This window comes from Rhodococcus sp. WS3, from assembly GCF_003797085.1.
Classification (GTDB): Bacteria; Actinomycetota; Actinomycetes; order Mycobacteriales; family Mycobacteriaceae; genus Rhodococcus_F; species Rhodococcus_F globerula.
On record NZ_RKMA01000001.1, the window covers coordinates 1,866,426 to 1,884,701 of the forward strand.

Consider the following 18,276-nt stretch of genomic DNA (forward strand, 5'->3'; position numbering starts at 1 on the left):
CACCAAAGCGGACGACAGGCTCAGAACAGTCAGAATGATTAACCCGACCATCCACCACATGGCTGCCAGTATGCCCGACCGTGCGCCTGCGGCGACAAGTGCCCGAATGAGATCGGGCAAACCGGACAACTGCGAAACCGTTTCTGCCACAGTCCAATAGACCAGTGGCGTTCGGCGCCGCTACAACACACTGCGTGATCGACGGCACAGGGCGCTCACACGATCAACAAATACAGGGCATTCTGGAGGGATGACTTTGCCCCGTTCCGCCGTGGAAGCCGTCGACGCTGCGCTCAGTGCCCCGTGGGGCGGAATCAGCAACATCGCCGACCTCGACGGGGACATGCACTGGGTAGACTTCGGTGGACCGGAAGGCTCGACACCGATCGTCCTGGTTCACGGACTTGGCGGCTCGCATTTGAACTGGGTCCGGGTGGCGCCCACCCTGGCGAAGCACACACGTGTCTACGCGGTGGATCTGCCTGGCTTCGGCCTCACCCAGGCTCTCGGTCGCACTACACACATTCAGGCAAATGCCGCACTCCTGAACCGGTTTATCGACAACGTTGTCGGGAAACCGGTCATTCTGTTCGGCAACTCGATGGGCGGAATGGTATCTGCCCTCGCTACCGCCGCCCGCCCTGATTCGGTGGCCGGTCTGGTATTGGTCGACCCGGCACTGCCTCTTCCGATTCGGATCCCCGACCCCGTGATCGCTACCCAATTCCTCGTGTACGCGCTGCCCTATGTGGGGGAACGGGCAATGAGCCTTGGCCGACGGACGATGACGGACGAGCAGTTGGCCACGCAGATGACCAACCTCTGCTTCGTGGACCCCACCCGCGCCGACTCCGAGGTGGCTACAGCAGGCGCGGCCCTGGCGAAGATCAGGCGTGAATTCGCCACTCAGGATGCAGACTTCCTGCAAGCCGCACGATCACTGCTCACCGTGTTGGCCCGTCCACAGAAGTATCGAAAAGCATTGCGCGACATCAGTGCTCCCACCCTCCTGCTGCACGGCGAGCGTGATCGCCTCGTCTCGGTAGCGGCGGCACGATCTGCCGCCGCAGCACATCCGCACTGGACCACGATCATCCTCGGCGACACCGGGCACACTCCCCAGCTTGAATTACCCGACGAGTTCAACCGTCATGTCCTGGCATGGCTCTCGCACACGAGCCTGATCACGACCTGACACTCACCGGAACCACACCGATGGATCGGCCGTCCCGATCGAGCAAGTGCCCCATCAGTTTTGGCGTGTCCAGAACAACTCGCCGGTCCACCACTTCGAGCGTCGGCGCCCGGACAGCCAAGTCCGCTTCGAGTGCCGCGAGGTCAGGCAGTGCACGAAACCACCCGGCAAAGAAGAGGTTGTTCGAGCCGGCGACGGAGGCAACAAGACGAATCTCCGTCCGGGCCCGCAGGATTCGCGCCGCACGCTCCGCATCGAGCACTGGAATCCGAGCCGTGAACAGTACCCGGATCGGCCGCCCCGTCGCGAATCTCGCCAATTCACAACGCAACAGGGTGTGCTGCGACAGAGCGCGGCCCAGCCGTCGACGCGCAGTCGAGGTGCTGATCTCGAGTTCATGAGCCAGTTCGGTCACCGACACGCGCGGTCTGCGTCCGAGAACGTCGATCACGGCGACCGTTGCCCGGTCCAACGGATGTCGGCGGCCGAGCGGCGGCGGCGCCACCCCGGATTCACGCAGCGTCCGAACACCGGACGGTTCGAGAGTGCCCAGCCGCCAACGGCTTCCCTCGGTGAATACCCTGGTGACAGGATGTACCACGACGTCGGTCACCCCGTCCTGAAGTTGCAGATCGTCGAGTACGTATCGAGCCAGCGCATCGGTGCCGACAAACAACGCTTCCGCCATGACTGCGCAACCACCCGAGTGAACGTTCACGCTCATCACATGCGCGTGCGCCACGAGTTCGTCGACGATCCGTTTGCGTGATCGAGGTTCGCACCGGATGTCGAGGAATGCCAACACCGATCCCGCGTCGGCGGCCGGGTACGCCGCTATCCAGGCAGTGCCCGAGTCGGTGAGAGATCTCCACCGACGCGCAGCGGTCACCGGATCAACCCCGACAACGCTGCCGATCAACGCCCACGGTGCGCGCGGCTGTACCTGCATCGCGTGGACGATTCGCAGATCGATCTCGTCCAAAACTATCGAATCCTGCATGAAGAAATAAATTAGTACACAAATACTGCATTTTGGTCCGCAGATCCCAGCGCGAACGCAGTCTCAGACGATGACGACAAAAGATCGCGCGGCCAAGCACCTCGACACCATCTCCGATGCCGCACTGGCACTGAGTCACCAGATCCATGAAGATCCCGAACTCGCGTTTGCCGAATACAACGCGTCGGCCGCCGTCGCGGACATGCTCGAGGGTGCCGGTTTTGCGGTCGAGCGCGGTGTTGCCGGACTCCCGACCGCACTCGCCGCTACGTACGGCAACGGCGAACTCGTGATCGGACTGTTTGCCGAGTACGACGCGCTCCCGGACATCGGACATGCCTGCGGGCACAACATCATCGCCTCGGCCGCTGTGACCGCGGGATTGCTCCTCGCACCGTTGGCCGACGAATTGGGAATCACCGTGACCGTCTTCGGAACTCCCGCCGAAGAGGGCGGCGGCGGAAAGGTCGTCATGCTCGAGGAAGGCATCTTCGATTCACTGCACTGCGCCATGATGGTGCACCCCGGCGCGGGAGACCTGCGCGCCCCCAACATGCTTGCCATCTCGCACCTCGACGTCGAGTACACCGGAGTGTCCTCACACGCGTCGTTTGCCGTCGGCGCCGTCAACGCGGCCGACGCGTTCACCGTCGCCCAGGTGAGCATCGGTCTACTGCGACAGCACCTTCCGAAGGACGTTCAAGTTCACGGCTACGTCAGCGACGCCGGAGTCGCACCCAATGTCATTCCCGGTAGTTCCCACGGAACGTACGCCGTCCGAGCCGAAACGCTGGGCGGCGTCGAGGCAGCCCAGCCCAAGGTGGAGCAGTGCTTCACCGCCGGTGCCATCGCGACGGGTTGCGACATCGCGATGACGTCACCGTCGCCCGCATACGCGGAGTCACGGTGGGATCAGCAGTTGAGCGTCCTCTACCAGGAGAACCTCGAGGCTCTCGGTCGCACGTTCTTCGATTACAACGGTCCGGCGGCCGGGTCGACGGACATGGGCAATGTCTCGCACCGCATCCCCACCATCCATCCCATCATCGGGATCGAATGCAACGGCGCCGGCAATCACCAGCCCGAGTTCACTGCGTACTGCCGCTCCGAGACCGGCGACAAAGCCGTCCTGGACGGCGCGCTGGGACTGGCGTGGACGGCGATCGACTGTGCAACTGATGCGGAGGTGCGTGCCCGACTCCTTGAAGGACCTGCCGCCCCGTGAGTCTTTTCGGTAGCGTCAACCACCACAACGACGCCCAGGAGGAACTCATGCTCGACGGAACTCCCTGTTGGATCGACCTCACCAGTTCGGACACCGAGGTCGCGAAGAACTTCTACACCAACGTGTTCGGCTGGCAGGTCGACGGCAACGACGATCCGCAGTACGGCGGATACGCCATCTTCAGCAAGGACGGGCAGCCCATTGCCGGTCTCGGCCCCCAGCAGGAGGGCAATCCGTACGGCAACATCTGGACCACCTATATCTCGTCCTCCGACGCGGCTGCCTCGGCCGCCAAAGCGGAGGCTGCCGGCGGCACGATCATGATGCCGTCCATGCAGGTCGGCGATCAGGGGAGCATGGCGATTGTCGGCGATCCGGCCGGTGCGGTGATCGGAATCTGGCAGCCCGATCAGCATGAGGGATTCGGTGTGGTCGGAGTTCCCGGCGCTCCGGTATGGCACGAGACGATGTCGAAGAATTACACGGCGACTCTGCCGTTCTACGCGGATGTGTTCGGCTGGCAGTTCGAGTCGATGGGTGACACGGACGAGTTCCGCTATTCACAGGCCAAGCTGGGAGGCCCCGCGATTGCCGGCGTCATGGATGCCAGTTCGTTCCTGCCGACGGAGGTGCCGTCCTTCTGGCAGGTGTACTTCGGCGCCGACGACACCGATGCCGCGGTCGCGAAGGTCGTCGAGTTCGGTGGCAGCGTCATCGCGGCCCCTGAGGACACCCCGTTCGGACGCCTGGCGGGTGTCGCAGATCCACTAGGGGCGGCGTTCCGTATTTCGACCATCGTGGGCTGAGGGCCTGCGGCCCTGTGCGCCTTTCCGGTAGCGCCGACTACCAAAAAGGCGCACGGGGGCTTCGCCCCCAATTTGAACGCATGCCCAGAAGGTATGCAGTTTTCGGCGTTCACCGCCTAATCTCATGGGATGCCCGCCCCCGCACCTCTCCTCGATGTGTACTCACAACCGACACTGTCGACCCTTGCGCCGTCAATTCTCGCCTCGCTGGGAGTTGCCGGCGAGGCCAATCGACTGAATCTGCCACCCAGCAAGAGAACGGTGATCTTGCTGGTCGACGGTATGGGAGCCAATCTCCTGGCGCGCAATGCCGAGCATGCCCCGTACTTGAACTCTTGGGTGGGCTCCCCCATCCGCGCCGGATTTCCCACGACGACGGCCACCAGCATCGTGTCCCTGGGAACCGGCCTCCCGTCGGGCGCGCACGGCATTACCGGCTACCAGTCGTACGTCGAGGAAGCCGATGCGGTGTTCAACTGGCTCGGATGGCATCCCACCGGGAAAAAAGAGTCGTACGCCGATTCGATCGTCCCCGAGGTTCTTCAACCGGAAGCCACGACGTTCAACCGGGCGCAGGCCGCAGGCATCACTGTGACGACGGTTGTCCCGTCCAAGTTCGACGGCAGCGGACTTACTCGCGCGGGCATGCGCGGGGCAGCTTTTGCCGGCATTCAGGCGTACGGCGATCTGGTGGCTCGCACGGTTGCCGTCGCAAAATCCGCGGAGCGCACGTTCACGTATTGCTATATCAGCGAGATCGACGCCCTCGGGCATGTGTACGGACCTGAATCGGAGCCGTGGCTCCAGCAACTGTCACTGGTCGATCGTGTCGTCGAACAACTCGCCGCTGCTCTCGGTCCGGACGTGACTCTGATCGTGACCGCCGACCACGGAATGGTCGAGATCACCGACGCAAACAAAATCGACTACGACAACTCGCCGGTCCTGTCCAAAGACGTCCTCGCGCTCGCCGGCGAACCACGCTGCCGGCACATCCACACCCGCGAAGGTGCGGCAGCCGACGTGGCTGCGCGGTGGCGAGCCGAACTCGGCGACCGGATGTGGATCGGCACACGGGCCGAGGGCATTGTCGCCGGATTATTCGGCCCCTCAGTACATTCCGCGTTTCACGGGCGAATCGGCGACGTCATCGCCATCGCCACCGACGATGTTGCTGTGGTGCGCCGCTCGGTGGAATCAGGCCTGGCCGGGCTGCCCGGTCAGCACGGCGCCCTCACACCGGACGAACTACTGATCCCACTACTGTCGTCGCCGACCCGCTGAGCCGAACCAAACATAACGAGAGCCCGCGAACCTGTTCGGTTCGCGGGCTCTCGTCTGTGAGGAAGATCAGGCGTTCGGATCAGTTCCGAGCGGCGGCAGGATGACAACCTGGCCGGCGTAGGACAGTCCGGCACCGAAGCCGACCAACAGGGCCTTGTCGCCCGGCTTGACCTGGCCGTCGCGGAGCATCTGCTCCATGGCCAGCGGCACCGAAGCGGCGGACGTGTTGCCCGTCTCGGCAATGTCGTTGGAGACCGGGAATCCCTCGGGCAGCTTCATGCTGCGCGCGATGACCTCGTTGATGCGCTGGTTGGCCTGGTGCGGCACAAACGCGTCGATGTCATCGATGGTCAGCCCCGACTTCTCGAGCGTGCGCGTGGCAACCTTGCCCATTTCGAAAGCAGCCCAACGGAATACGGCCGTGCCGGCCATCTTGATCCACGGCCGAGCGCCTTCGGGCTTCTCGATGAACTCGAGCCAGCTCGGCTCCTGCTTGATGGCGTCGGACTGACTTCCGTCCGAACCCCACTCGACGGGGCCGATTCCCACGGTGTCACTGACACCGACGATGACGGCGCCGGCGCCGTCGCCGAAGATGAAGCGCACACTGCGGTCGGTCGGCTCGGTGGTGTCACTCATGCGGTCGACGCCGACGACAAGTGCGTAGTCGGCAGTTCCGCCGCGAATCAGGTCGTTGGCGACACCGAGTGCGGTGCTGAATCCGGCACAGCCGGCAGCCAGGTCGAATGCGGCCGGACCGTTCATACCGAGTTCGTGAGCGATCACCGATGCGGCCTGCGGCGTCTGCAGGTCGTAGGTGGAGGTGGCGATGATGACAGCGCCGATCTGCTCGGGAGCGATGCCACTGGCAGCCAGGGCGCCACGTGCGGCACCGAGAGACATCGCGACGACGCCTTCGCCGTCGCCGGCAAAGCGGCGCGACTTGATGCCTGTGCGGGTCTGAATCCACTCGTCCGTGGAATCGATCGTCTCGCAGATCTCGTCGTTGGTCACAACCCGCTCAGGGCGGTGAACGCCGAGCCCGAGAAGGACGGACTGCCGACCTCCGGCCACACTGGCAATCGGCTTACCCATTGATCGATCTCCTCGTTGCTTCAGGTGCTTGACTCGTTTCCGAGATCACACGTTACGTAGCGGACATACGCCCACGCCTCTCAGGTCACCGTTAGGTTACGACAACAACATGAGGCTGGCTCACATTACGCTTGCGGCGCGTCCGCCGTCCAGATGTTCGGTCAAGCCCGCAAATGGGCTAGAACAGCTAGAACCCGACGATGTCCGCTTTGGGAAGTCGACAGGCCGAGCTTCGCGAAGATATTTCCTATGTGCTTGCTCACAGCAGTGTCGCTGACAACCAGTTTGTGCGCGATTTCCTGATTTCCCAACCCTTCTGCCATTAAACCGAGCACTTCCGATTCCCGCGGAGTGAGTGCGCGAATGGGATCGTCGGCGCGACGACGGCTCATCAGTTGGGATACCACCTCGGGATCCATGACGGTTCCGCCGCCGATCACCCGCTCGAGAGCGTCGACAAATTCGGCGACCTTGCCGACACGTTCCTTCAGGAGGTATCCCACACCGCCGGCGCCACCCGCGAGCAGCTCACCGGCGTAGCGGTCCTCCACGTACGCCGAGAGGACCAGAACGGGGAAGCCTGGCCGTGCCTTGCGAACCTCTATCGCGGCCCGCAGACCCTCGTTGGTGAACGTGGGCGGCATCCGCACGTCCAGGACACCGGCGTCTGGGGCCGTTTCCTCGAACACCGACAGGAACTGGTCCGCGTCCGGCACCGCGACGACCTCGTAGCCCTCCCCGCGCAACAGCAGCGCCAGTCCCTCACGCAGCAAAGCATCGTCCTCGGCAATCAGTATCCGCACGGCAGTTCCACCCTCATCGTTGTCGGCCCACCGGCCGGACTGTCCAGGACCACAGTTCCCTCGAATGCTTCGACCCGACGCCTGATGCCGGCGAGACCGCCCCCGAGGCGCTCGCTCGCGCCGCCGTGTCCGTTGTCGAGAACATCGATTGTCATGGTCTCAGGATCGGATTTCGTGGCCGCTCGCACAGTGACGGCGTGTGCTCCACTGTGTTTGGCGACGTTGGTCAGCGCCTCGGCCACCACGAAGTAGGCAGCGGCCTCCACCGCGGCCGGAGCGCGTCGTAGGTTCTCGATCTCGAGCACACAGGGCACGGTTGAACGTCCCGCAAGAGCGGACACCGCACCGTCCAGACCGAGTTCGTCGAGAATCGGCGGGTAGATGTCGTGAACAAGCGCCCGTAGCTCGCTCAGCGCTTCCGTGGCCGCTGCCTGTGCCCGATGCACCTGCGGAAGCGCCTGATCCGGATTGTTCGACAGGGCCCGCTCGGCCATTCCCAGCATCATCACCACCGCCACCAGACGATTCTGGGCACCGTCATGCAGATCCCGCTCGATACGTTTGAGTTCTGCCGAGTGTGCGTCCAACGCCGCCGCACGACTTGCGGTCAATTCGCTCACCCGCCGCGACAAATCCGCCCGGGCATCATCCGCAAGGAGAGACGACGCCAACATAGCGAGCCACCGCGCCATCGCCGGAATCAGCCACCACGCCAACAACAAATACAGGGCACCGATGACGGGCATGCCGGCCGCGCCCCACCACGACGTCACGGGATAAGGATTGGACACCGGCTCGTCGGCGGGCATCGCCTGCCAATAGAACGGAACCGCAAAGGTATTGAGCGCGCCCAGTGGCAACGCGACGGTGAGAAGTCCGGCAACGGGTGCTCCCATCGCATGGAGAACCAACCAGCCGCCGTCGCGTCGCGTCGACCGTTCGGTGAGCAGTCGACGCAGATCCCCGATCCCCGGATTGGCCGGCATGGGCGGATAGCGATGGGGAACAGCAGAACCCGAGTAGCGAGCCGAACGAGCACGGGCAAGATCCGCCCACCACCGCAACACGCGCACGTACGACGGAACCAGCACCCACCCCACGATCAGCACCGACAGCGAGAGCAGGACCATGCCGGCTATCACCAAAGCCAGGGACACCACGCCGGCGCAACCTTCGACGAGTACGTAGCGCACCGCCCGCAATCTCTGCTTCACCGTCCCAGCATGCCGCACTCACCGCGCAGATCCACTACAGCTGGCTACACCATTGATTCGGGACTCTGCAGGATGTCGGGACGCGCCGAATCTCCATAGCGTTGAATTCATGAAGAATCGACACGCGGTCCTCAATCCCCCCGCTCCGACGGCGACCACTGCGGCTGTTCGTCTCGAGGGAGTCAGCAAGGTCTACGGCAAGGTCTACGGCAAGGGCGGCGGCGTCACTGCTCTCGACAATGTCAGCCTCACCCTGCCCCGCAGCACGTTCACCGCGGTCATGGGCCCGTCCGGTTCGGGCAAGAGCACCTTCCTGCACTGCGCTGCCGGTCTCGACAGCCCGACCAGCGGATCGACCTGGCTGGGCGGCACCGACATATCACGACTGAAGCCGAAGGCCCGCAGCATCTTCCGGCGCGATCATGTCGGTTTTGTCTTCCAGGCGTACAACCTGCTCGGCGCGCTGACCGTGCAACAGAACGTCACACTCCCCCTACTCCTCGCCGGACGCACCGCCGACAAAAACTATCTGACCTTCGTTCTGGAGGCCGTCGGACTCGGTGCGTTGCGCAATCGCGCACCCGCCGAACTGTCCGGCGGACAACAACAACGAGTTGCCATCGCCAGGGCACTCATCACCCGACCTGACGCGCTTTTTGCCGACGAACCCACCGGCGCGCTCGACTCACGCAGCGCGAAGCAGGTTTTGGAACTTCTGCGCCACACCGCTGCCGAGTTCGATCAGACCGTTGTCATGGTCACCCACGATCCCGTTGCCGCGTCGTATGCCGACCGGGTGCTGTTTCTGGCCGACGGAAAACTGGTCGGGCACATCGACCGGCCCACTCCGGCGCAGGTCGCCGAGCGCATGACGCACCTCGGGGACTGGTGACCGTGAAAGCTCATACCGTTGCCCATCTGAAGGCACATCGCTCCGGCTTCATCGCCGTATTCGTATCCGTGTTCTGCGCCGCCCTCCTCACCTGCGCGTTGGGCGTTCTGCTGGAATCGGGAGTGCGAGGCGGAGTCTCGCCGCACCTCTACGCCGGAGCCGATGCCGTCGTCAGTGCGCCGCAGGCATTGGCGGTCAAGGAAGACGCCGATCAGCCCTTTGCCGAGCGGGTTCTGCTCGATAGCGATGTGGTTCACAAGCTCGATGCACTCGATGCCACCGTCGTTCCCGATATCTCCGTCCCCGTCAGCACCGCCGACGGCGTCGTACTCGACGCACATCCTTGGCGTACAGCGCAATTGGCACCATATTCGCTGACCGAAGGACGCGCACCGCAGAACAGCAATGAAGTTGTCTCCACTACCAGCGCTGCCGTCGGTGAGCGAATCACGCTGGCGCACGGCGGGATAGTGGACGAGTACACCGTTGTCGGCACAGCCGATTCGGATTCGGAAGCATCACCGGACCGTCCGGCACTCGTCTTCCTCGAAGACCAGGAGGCGCAACGGTTGTGGCCGCATCACGGCTCGGTCACCGCCGTCGGTGTGATCGCACCCGAAGGCGTGAACGCAGCCGCTCTCGCCAGCGAGGCCCTGTCCGGCACCGACGCTGAGATCTCGGCCGGCACCGCGCGTGGCGGCATCGAATTCCTCGACGCCGGTGCTGCGCGGACCCAGTTGATCGCGCTCTGCGCGTCGTTTGCGGGTCTCGCTTTGATGGTCGCCATGTTTGTCGTGTCCAGCACGCTGTCACTCTCGATCAACGCACGCCGTCGAGAATTTGCTCTGCTGCGCGCAATCGGCGCGACCACGCGCCAGATTCACACGATGATCGGACGCGAGGTGCTCCTCGTCGCTACCGCCGCAGCCACCCTCGGGCTGATCCCCGGCTTCCTGCTCGCGAAAGTTCTGGGCGCACAGTTCGCGAGCGCCGGCGTCATCCCTCCCGATTTCGCCTTGGTATACAGCCCGATTCCCGCTTTGGGCGCGTTTGTCATCTGCGTTCTGACCGCGCGGGGCGCAGCGGCGGTGGCTGCCCGCCGCCCGGCAAAACTCGAACCTACCGAGGCGCTGCGCGAATCCGAGCGCGGCCCAGCCGAATTGAGTAGGCCCCGGATTGTCACCGGAGCCGTGCTCGGCGTGCTCGGTCTGAGTATGTCCGTACTCCCGGCGTTCCTGCCCGGCGAGGCTGCAGCTGCCGGAGCGGGCAGCAGCGCGCTGTTGCTGATCTTCTCCGTCGCCTTGCTTGGTCCTCTGCTCGTGCGCGCCATCATCCGGGCCGTCGGCGGGCCACTGCGCCGTAGCACCCGAGCGCCGCGAGTTCTGGCTGCCGCAAATGCCGAATCTCATTCGCGTCGGCTCTCCTCCGCCATCGTGCCGCTCGCTCTGGCCATCGCCCTGGGCTCCGTGCAGTTCTTCAGCCAGTCAACCGTTGCCGCGGAGGCAACCGATCAGTCGATCAAGGGAGTGACCGCAGATCTGATCGTGGGCGCTCCGGCCGGCATCGCACCCGCGCTCGTCGATTCCGTCAGGGCAATTCCGGGAGTGAGCGGCGCCAACCCCGTCGTCCGCAGTCAGGTCCTGCCGGTGACGAGTGGTGACGAGGCAGGCGCAGCGGTCACCCCGATCTCCGCGCAAGGAATCGACGCCGCTCACGCCGCGTCCACTCTCGACCTCGATGTCGTCGAGGGAGATTTGGCCGATCTGACCGACGACACCGTTGCCGTGAGCAGCGACGGTGCCTTCGCCCTCGGTGCCCGCGTCGGTGGTCGCATCGATCTCCATCTCGGCGACGGCACAGTGATACATCCGTTGGTTGTCGCGAAGTACGGTCGCGGACTCGGTTTCGGCGACGTCACTCTGCCGGTCGACACGCTGCGGACACACTCCACCGATGCGCTGATCGACACGGTTCTGGTGCGCGCCGAACCTGGACGCATCAATGAGGTGCAGCAGTCACTGCAGTCCTTCTCCTCTATCTCGGCAATGAACCAGGACCAGTTCGGGGCCGCCGGCGCCGACGAGCGTCGAATGCAGTCCTGGGTGAGCATCCTCGCGGTCCTGGTTCTGCTGGGTTATCTGGCTGTCGCTGTTGTGAACACCTTGGTCGCGGCCACGGCGGAACGCGCGCGAGAGTTTGCCCTACTGCAACTCGTGGGCGCCAGAACCAGTCAGGTTCGCGCAATGATGCGGATCGAATCCGTCATGGTGGTCGGTATCGCCATTGTGGTCGGGACGCTGATCGCCATACCTCCGCTGGTGGGGATCGCGATAGCCGTCTCCGGCGCGCCGGTACCCACCGTCTCGCCGGCGGTCTACGGATCGATCGTTGCCGTCACTGCCGCCTTGGGATTCCTGTCGATCGCCGTCCCGACGCGGGGGGCACTGCGCAAGAACTGAGTGCCACTACCGTCGTCACTTATGGACGCGGCCGACTGGGACAAGAAGTACGAACGATCGGAACTCGTCTGGGGCGCTCCCCCGAACGAGCTTCTGGTGGAATACGCGACGGCCCTCCCCCACGGCAAGGCATTGGACCTGGCCTGCGGAGAGGGCCGCAACGCGTTGTGGCTGGCAACACGAGGCTGGGAAGTGACCGGCATCGACTACTCGGCCGTCGCGATCGACAAGGCCCGCACGATCGCCTCCCGATCCCCACGCTCCGTGGTCGATCGACTGGACTACCGCTGCGGTGACGTCACCACGGTCGAGTACGGCCACAATTACGATCTTGCGCTCGTTCTGTACCTCCATCTGCCGGCACCACAGCGCACGTTGGTTGTGAACCGTGCCATAAATTCTCTGAAACCTGACGGAATCCTCATGATTTTGGGTCACGACCGAAGCAACGTCGATTACGGCGTCGGCGGACCACAGGATCCCGAAATCCTCTACACGCCAGAGGATTTGATGGAAGAATTCGGAAACCGGCTCAGTTTCGAGATCGCCGGAAATCCGCACAGACACACCGAAACGGGAATCGCGATCGACGCACTTGTCATCGGACGGAAATTCGATGTTGGCAGTTGAAAGAACGACTAGTAACATGTATTAAGTTACCGACGAGTAATAAACTTCGGGCGGTACTAGGAGTGCTGGACCGCACCACCTCACTGGGAGAAGCAGACATGGGCCATTACAAGAGCAACGTCAGGGACCTCGAGTTCAACCTCTTCGAGGTACTCGGACTGGAAAAGCCACTGAGCGAAGGCGCTTGGGGCGATCTCGATGCCGACACCGTCCGCAGCATGCTGGCCGAGGTCGCACGACTGGCTGAGGGACCGCTCGCCGAGTCCTTCGCCGACGCCGACCGTAACCCGCCTGTCTTCGACCCGGAGACCCACGAGGCGAAGCTTCCCGAATCCTTCAAGAAGTCCTTCCGCACCATGTGGGACGCCGAGTGGTTCCGCATGGGGCTGAGTGAAGAGGTCGGCGGCGTTCCCGTCCCCCGCACGGTCGTGTGGGCGATCGCCGAAATGCTCCTCGGCGCGCAGCCGGCCGCATTCATGTACCAGGCCGGCCCCTCCTTCGCCGACGTGCTGTTCAACAACGGCACCGAAGAGCAGAAGAGCTGGGCAGCCACTGCTGTCGAACGCGGCTGGGGCGCCACTATGGTCCTCACCGAGCCCGACGCAGGCTCCGACGTCGGCGCCGGCCGCACCAAGGCGATCAAGCAGGACGACGGCTCCTGGCACATCGAAGGTGTCAAGCGCTTCATCACGTCCGCAACCTCGGATGATCTGTTCGAGAACATCTTCCACCTCGTCCTCGCTCGCCCCGAAGGCGCCGGCCCCGGCACCAAGGGTCTGAGCCTGTTCTTCGTCCCGAAGACGCACTTCAACTTCGAGACCAACGAACTCGGCGAGCGCAACGGCGTCTTCGTCACCAACGTCGAGCACAAGATGGGCCTCAAGGCATCCACCACGTGTGAGCTCACCTTCGGTGGCCACGGCGTCCCCGCCCAGGGCTGGCTGGTCGGCGAGGTTCACAACGGCATCGCGCAGATGTTCGACGTCATCGAGCACGCTCGAATGATGGTGGGCACCAAGGCTATCTCCACCCTTTCCACCGGCTACCTCAACGCTCTCGACTACGCAAAGCAGCGCGTCCAGGGTGCCGATCTCACCCAGATGACCAACAAGGCCGCACCGCGCGTCACCATCACGCACCACCCCGACGTGCGTCGTAGCCTCGCGATGCAGAAGGCATACGCCGAAGGCCTGCGTGCGGTGTACCTCTACACCGCGGCGCACCAGGACGAGATCGTCGCCAAGCATGTCTCGGGCGCCGACAAGGACACCGCGTTCCGTGTCAACGACCTCATGCTCCCCATCGTCAAGGGCGTCGGCTCCGAGCGCGCGTACCAGTACCTGACCGACAGCCTCCAGACCCTCGGCGGCTCGGGATTCCTGCAGGACTACCCGATCGAGCAGTACATCCGCGACTCCAAGATCGACTCGCTGTACGAAGGAACCACCGCCATCCAGGCGCAGGACTTCTTCTTCCGCAAGATCGCTCGTGACCGCGGTGTCGCCCTCGCTCACATTGCCGGACAGATCAAGACGTTCATCGACAGTGAAGCAGGCAACGGTCGCCTCAAGGCGGAACGCGCACTGCTTGCTACCGCCCTCGAAGACGTCCAGACCATGGCGGCAACCCTCACCGGGTTCCTCATGGGCGCTCAGGAGCAGCCTTCCGAGCTGTACAAGGTCGGACTCGGCTCGGTGCGCTTCCTGATGGCTGTCGGCGACCTGATCATCGGCTGGCAGCTGCTGCGCCAGTCGGAGATCGCTATCGCAGCGCTGGACAACGGCGCTTCCGACAAGGACAAGGCGTTCTACGAGGGCAAGGTCGCCATCGCGTCCTTCTTCGCCAAGAACGTACTGCCGGAGCTCACCGCGTCACGCGAGATCATCGCCAACACGGAGAACGACATCATGGAGATCGACGAAGCTGCATTCTGATTTACTGACGGGTCCGGCCGCTGAGGGTTTTCCCTCGGCGGCCGGACCCGTTTCAGTTCGCTGATCGTGAAGGTTTTTACTCGCGCAGCGAGCAAAAACCTTCACGATCGGCCGCCCACTCGGGGCACCAGTTCGGGTTGTCTGTGGTTGGCTGAACCAGCACTGCCGACTCCAACCCGAAAAGGTGATCGCCGTGGCCGCTCCGCACGAGGCGTACGAATCTCAGCCCGAGTACACGCGCGAGACAGCAGTAACAGCGCGGGGATTACGCCTCGACGGACCGTGGGGCCCGGTATTCGGCCCGGTAGACCTCGACATCGGGGCCGGCGGCGTCACCGTCATCGAAGGCTCGGCCGGATCCGGACGCACCTCACTGCTCCTGGCACTGAGCGGGCGATTGAAGCCCAGTTCCGGGTCACTGAGCGTATTCGGACGTACCCGCCCGCGCGACATCTTCGACATCTGCTCCATCGCCGGTTTCGAGGACATCGACGAACTGGCACAGTCGGTCACCGTTCGCGACCTCGTCACGGAGCAGATCCGTTGGGATGCACCATGGTACAAATTGATCGGCCGCGCCGGTGACGAGCAACTCGCCGCCGTCTGCGGGCCGGTGTTCGGCGATCACCCACTACCGCGTCTGGGTCAATACGTCAGCGATCTCGGTGAACTCGAAGCCACCCTGCTGCGGATCGCCGTCGCGAACACCAAGAAGACCGCGGTGCTTGTCATCGACGACCTCGAGCAGGTACGACGCGATTACGAGCGCGCCTACCTGGTGGAGCGACTCGCCGACCTCGGGCGATATCAGACCGTCATCTGCTCCACGGTGAATCCGCTGCCCGAAGGGTCACCGGTCGATGTGCTCACTCTGCGCGACGATGTCACCTATCCCGATCAAGAAGGCGCGAGGTAGCGGCGATGCTTGCAGGAATGTCACTCGGAACCGAACTCAAGCGGTTCTCCCGGGGAGTCATGCCCCGAATCGCACTCGTCACCATCATCCTCATGCCACTGCTGTACGGCGCAATGTACTTGTGGGCGTTCTGGAATCCGTTCGGCGAGGTCAACAAGGTTCCGGTCGCGCTGGTCAACATCGATCGCGGCGCCATGGTTCAAGGGAAAGAACTCAACGCGGGTGACCAGGTGAGCCAAGCCCTCCTCGACTCCGGCGAACTGGACCTACACCTCGTCTCCCCTGACGAAGCAGCGCAGGGCGTTTCGGACGGCACGTACTACTTCTCGTTGACACTGCCCGAGAATTTCAGTGAAGCGGTCGCCTCGCCCACGTCCGACAACCCACGTAAAGCCCAGTTGCAGTTCGCCTTCAACGACGTGAACAACTACCTGGCCACGATCATCGGCCAAAATGCCGCCCAGCAGATTCTCAACCAGGTGGGCGCCACGATCGGCGCACAATCCGTCGAGACCGTGCTGCTGGGACTCACCGACGCGGGCGCCGGGCTGAAACAGGCCGCTGACGGAGCACAACAACTCTCCGCAGGCATGACAACCGCAAACGACGGCGCAGCCCAACTTGCCAGTGGCTCGAAGACTTTGGCGGACAACATGGTGACCGCCCGCGACGGCGCCGCCACCCTTGCCGACGGTACCGCGCAACTATCGGCGGGAATCGACACCGCAACCGGTGGAATCCTGGCGCTCACCGACGGATTGGGACAACTCGATGTGGGTGCCGGTCAACTGGGCAACGGCGCAACAGAACTCAGCGGCGGCGTCACCCAGGTTGTCGACACCCTGAATGTTCTGGGCGACACGCAAGCTCAGGCAACACAGTTGGTGGGCCAAGCCGTGGCAGCACTGCGCCTGAATCCCGATCCCGTTTCGCAGCAGATCGCCAACGCGTTGGCACCCGCCCAGGACATCCTGCGCACCCAAGGGTTCGGCGAATCCACCATGGGACAACTGGCCGAGCTCAAAAGCGGCGCACAGCAACTCGCGTATCAACTCGGAGATCCGTCGAGCACCTTCCGTGCCGGCCTGAGCGCGGCAGTCGGCGGCGGCGGCGAACTGCGCAGCGGACTCGTCCAGCTACGCGACGGAGGCCAACAGGTCAATGCCGGCGCCCAAACACTGAGCAGTGGTCTCGTACAGCTCACCGACGGCAGTATCGAACTCTCCGACGGCGCTGCTCAGCTCGCCGAGGGAACCCCGAAGTTGCAGGCCGGCGCGTCCGAACTTGCCACCAAGCTCACCGAAGGCTCCGGGCAGGTGCCGAGTTGGACTGACGAGCAGCGCACCGCGGCAGCGCAAACGCTCTCCAGTCCGGTCGAACTGCAGGAAACCTACAAGAACCGAGCCGCCACCTTCGGCACCGGTTTCGCTCCGTTCTTCCTGCCTCTCGCATTGTTCGTGGGCGGCATCATCACGTGGATGTTGCTCAAGCCACTACAGAACCGCCCGATCGCCAACGGACTGGGAGCGCTGCGCGTTGTGTTGGCGTCGTACTGGCCGGCGCTGCTGATCGGCGTCTGCCAGGTGATCGTCATGTACGTGGTGGTGCACTTCGGAGTGGGACTGCATGCCACGCATATCGCGGGCACCGTCGGATTCCTCATTCTCATCACGGGCGCCTACATGGCACTCATCCAAGCCTTCAACGCGATATTCGGTGTGTCCGTCGGACGCGTTGTCACCCTGGCGTTCCTGATGTTGCAGCTGGTTTCGGCCGGCGGAATCTATCCCGTCGAAACCACAGCCAAACCCTTCCAGATCATTCATCCGTTCGATCCGATGACGTACGCCGTCAACGGTCTGCGCCAGCTCACGGTAGGCGGAATCGACTCTAGGCTCTGGGTGTCCATCGCGGTGCTCAGCGGGGTTCTGATCGCATCACTGACCGCCAGTTCGCTTGCCGCCCGGCGCAATCGGCAGTGGACGATGGATAGATTGCATCCGCCGATCGAGGTGTAGCGCTATGACAAGTCTACTTGACATTGAATGACAAGTGTCCTTTACTTTTTCCATGGTCGAAAGAGCCGGAGACAACCGAGTGCGTGAGCACCGACGCCTCATTGGGCTCACCCAGGCGCAGCTGGCCTCAGCTGGCCAGGTGAGTCGGCAGAGCATCGTCTCCATCGAACGCGGTGACTACGCACCCAGTGTCTACCTGGCAATACGGCTGGCAGGAGCGCTGGGAACCACCGTCGAAACACTCTTCCCGCTACCGGAACATGCCGAGGAGACAGTATGAGCACGATGATGAAGGCACTGCGGTTCGTCGGCGATCTGGACGACGACTTCTACAAGGACGAGCGCCAACGCGACGTGTGGAACGAAGCCTCAGCGGTCGGGTTCCAACTGGCGTACTGGATCGCTTTGATCGCCGCCGCGATTCTGCCGTGGGTTGCCGGACGAACCGGCGCGTGGATTTCATTCGGACTGATCATCGGGTGGTTTGTCTGTTCGATGGTGGTGCTGCGCTACGCACAGGCTCACGATGTCGATGTCTACGCGAGCATGAGGGGTCTCGAGCCCCGAGTACTCGTGGCCGGGTCCGTCTACGTGATCGCACTGATCGGCGTCGTCGCACAACTGATGGCTCGGCCGGGCGAGGGAATCGCGACCTGGGCCGGCGGTGGAGTCGGTGCGCTCATCGGACTCACGGCTGCCGTCCTGGGTGTAAAACGCCACCAGAGGCGCGCCGCCCTACGCGACGAGGCGGACGAGCTTCTCTGAACGCCCATCTTTCTGACAGCCCATAAGTTCGCGGCAACCG

At 63.5% G+C, this 18,276-nt stretch carries 16 protein-coding genes; 12 read left to right on the forward strand and 4 right to left on the reverse strand.

The features are described from left to right. Positions 1-250: 250 nt before the first annotated feature. On the forward strand, positions 251-1,195 hold the full coding sequence (locus EEB13_RS08410) for an alpha/beta fold hydrolase (RefSeq protein WP_141485031.1): 945 nt from the start codon (positions 251-253) through the stop codon (positions 1,193-1,195). Here EEB13_RS08410 and EEB13_RS08415 read toward each other — a convergent pair. After that, positions 1,185-2,195: an Lrp/AsnC family transcriptional regulator gene (locus EEB13_RS08415; protein WP_141485032.1), complete on the reverse strand. Its 1,011-nt coding sequence runs from the start codon at positions 2,193-2,195 to the stop codon at positions 1,185-1,187. The two genes, EEB13_RS08410 and EEB13_RS08415, sit on opposite strands and share 11 nt — an antisense overlap. 70 nt (positions 2,196-2,265) lie before the next feature. Between EEB13_RS08415 and EEB13_RS08420 the strand changes: the two genes are divergently transcribed. The 3 genes from EEB13_RS08420 (at position 2,266) to EEB13_RS08430 (ending at position 5,510) form a co-directional block, all read left to right on the forward strand. Then, positions 2,266-3,420, forward strand: coding sequence for a M20 family metallopeptidase (locus EEB13_RS08420; protein WP_116103577.1), 1,155 nt, complete (start codon positions 2,266-2,268; stop codon positions 3,418-3,420). 47 nt (positions 3,421-3,467) lie between these two features. Beyond that, on the forward strand, positions 3,468-4,226 hold the full coding sequence (locus EEB13_RS08425) for a VOC family protein (protein ID WP_141485569.1): 759 nt from the start codon (positions 3,468-3,470) through the stop codon (positions 4,224-4,226). A gap of 129 nt (positions 4,227-4,355) precedes the next feature. After that, positions 4,356-5,510, forward strand: a complete 1,155-nt coding sequence (locus EEB13_RS08430; protein ID WP_141485033.1) for an alkaline phosphatase family protein — start codon at positions 4,356-4,358, stop codon at positions 5,508-5,510. Between the two features lie 66 nt (positions 5,511-5,576). Here EEB13_RS08430 and EEB13_RS08435 read toward each other — a convergent pair whose 3' ends face one another. The 3 genes from EEB13_RS08435 to EEB13_RS08445 form a co-directional block, all read right to left on the reverse strand. Further along, positions 5,577-6,605: a beta-ketoacyl-ACP synthase III gene (locus EEB13_RS08435; protein ID WP_033231678.1), complete on the reverse strand. Its 1,029-nt coding sequence runs from the start codon at positions 6,603-6,605 to the stop codon at positions 5,577-5,579. Positions 6,606-6,766: 161 nt separating this feature from the next. Next, positions 6,767-7,408: a response regulator transcription factor gene (locus tag EEB13_RS08440; protein WP_141485034.1), complete on the reverse strand. Its 642-nt coding sequence runs from the start codon at positions 7,406-7,408 to the stop codon at positions 6,767-6,769. Then, positions 7,396-8,622, reverse strand: a complete 1,227-nt coding sequence (locus tag EEB13_RS08445; protein ID WP_141485035.1) for a sensor histidine kinase — start codon at positions 8,620-8,622, stop codon at positions 7,396-7,398. Before EEB13_RS08445 ends, EEB13_RS08440 begins: the two co-directional genes overlap by 13 nt. 109 nt (positions 8,623-8,731) lie before the next feature. Between EEB13_RS08445 and EEB13_RS08450 the strand changes: the two genes are divergently transcribed. From EEB13_RS08450 to EEB13_RS08485, 8 genes are all read left to right on the forward strand, one after another. Next, on the forward strand, positions 8,732-9,514 hold the full coding sequence (locus tag EEB13_RS08450) for an ABC transporter ATP-binding protein (RefSeq protein WP_095886994.1): 783 nt from the start codon (positions 8,732-8,734) through the stop codon (positions 9,512-9,514). A 2-nt stretch (positions 9,515-9,516) separates the two neighbouring features. Further along, on the forward strand, positions 9,517-11,973 hold the full coding sequence (locus EEB13_RS08455) for an FtsX-like permease family protein (RefSeq protein WP_261984475.1): 2,457 nt from the start codon (positions 9,517-9,519) through the stop codon (positions 11,971-11,973). Positions 11,974-11,994: 21 nt separating this feature from the next. Further along, on the forward strand, positions 11,995-12,603 hold the full coding sequence (locus EEB13_RS08460; RefSeq protein ID WP_033231683.1) for a class I SAM-dependent methyltransferase: 609 nt from the start codon (positions 11,995-11,997) through the stop codon (positions 12,601-12,603). Positions 12,604-12,701: 98 nt separating this feature from the next. After that, positions 12,702-14,537 (forward strand): acyl-CoA dehydrogenase, encoded by a 1,836-nt coding sequence (locus tag EEB13_RS08465; protein WP_033231684.1) that lies wholly within the window; start codon positions 12,702-12,704, stop codon positions 14,535-14,537. Positions 14,538-14,721: 184 nt separating this feature from the next. After that, the gene (locus tag EEB13_RS08470) at positions 14,722-15,453 is read left to right on the forward strand and encodes an ATP-binding cassette domain-containing protein (protein ID WP_033231685.1); all 732 of its coding nucleotides are present in this window, start codon (positions 14,722-14,724) and stop codon (positions 15,451-15,453) included. Positions 15,454-15,458: 5 nt separating this feature from the next. Continuing rightward, a complete protein-coding gene (locus tag EEB13_RS08475; RefSeq protein WP_033231686.1) occupies positions 15,459-17,471 on the forward strand; it encodes a YhgE/Pip domain-containing protein in 2,013 nt (670 codons plus the stop codon). A 52-nt stretch (positions 17,472-17,523) separates the two neighbouring features. Further along, complete coding sequence (locus tag EEB13_RS08480; protein WP_033231687.1) at positions 17,524-17,751, forward strand: helix-turn-helix transcriptional regulator; 228 nt, start codon at positions 17,524-17,526, stop codon at positions 17,749-17,751. Beyond that, positions 17,748-18,236 carry a hypothetical protein gene (locus EEB13_RS08485; RefSeq protein ID WP_033231688.1) on the forward strand — a complete coding sequence of 163 codons (489 nt, stop codon included), beginning with the start codon at positions 17,748-17,750 and terminating at the stop codon, positions 18,234-18,236. Before EEB13_RS08480 ends, EEB13_RS08485 begins: the two co-directional genes overlap by 4 nt. Positions 18,237-18,276 lie beyond the last annotated feature (40 nt).

Coding starts and splice junctions, on each gene's coding strand:
- EEB13_RS08410 (WP_141485031.1), top strand. CDS start 251: ATGACTTTGCCCCGTTCCGCCGTGGAAGCCGTCGACGCTGCGCTCAGT.
- EEB13_RS08415 (WP_141485032.1), bottom strand. CDS start 2,195: ATGCAGGATTCGATAGTTTTGGACGAGATCGATCTGCGAATCGTCCAC.
- EEB13_RS08420 (WP_116103577.1), top strand. CDS start 2,266: ATGACGACAAAAGATCGCGCGGCCAAGCACCTCGACACCATCTCCGAT.
- EEB13_RS08425 (WP_141485569.1), top strand. CDS start 3,468: ATGCTCGACGGAACTCCCTGTTGGATCGACCTCACCAGTTCGGACACC.
- EEB13_RS08430 (WP_141485033.1), top strand. CDS start 4,356: ATGCCCGCCCCCGCACCTCTCCTCGATGTGTACTCACAACCGACACTG.
- EEB13_RS08435 (WP_033231678.1), bottom strand. CDS start 6,605: ATGGGTAAGCCGATTGCCAGTGTGGCCGGAGGTCGGCAGTCCGTCCTT.
- EEB13_RS08450 (WP_095886994.1), top strand. CDS start 8,732: ATGAAGAATCGACACGCGGTCCTCAATCCCCCCGCTCCGACGGCGACC.
- EEB13_RS08460 (WP_033231683.1), top strand. CDS start 11,995: ATGGACGCGGCCGACTGGGACAAGAAGTACGAACGATCGGAACTCGTC.
- EEB13_RS08465 (WP_033231684.1), top strand. CDS start 12,702: ATGGGCCATTACAAGAGCAACGTCAGGGACCTCGAGTTCAACCTCTTC.
- EEB13_RS08475 (WP_033231686.1), top strand. CDS start 15,459: ATGCTTGCAGGAATGTCACTCGGAACCGAACTCAAGCGGTTCTCCCGG.
- EEB13_RS08480 (WP_033231687.1), top strand. CDS start 17,524: ATGGTCGAAAGAGCCGGAGACAACCGAGTGCGTGAGCACCGACGCCTC.
- EEB13_RS08485 (WP_033231688.1), top strand. CDS start 17,748: ATGAGCACGATGATGAAGGCACTGCGGTTCGTCGGCGATCTGGACGAC.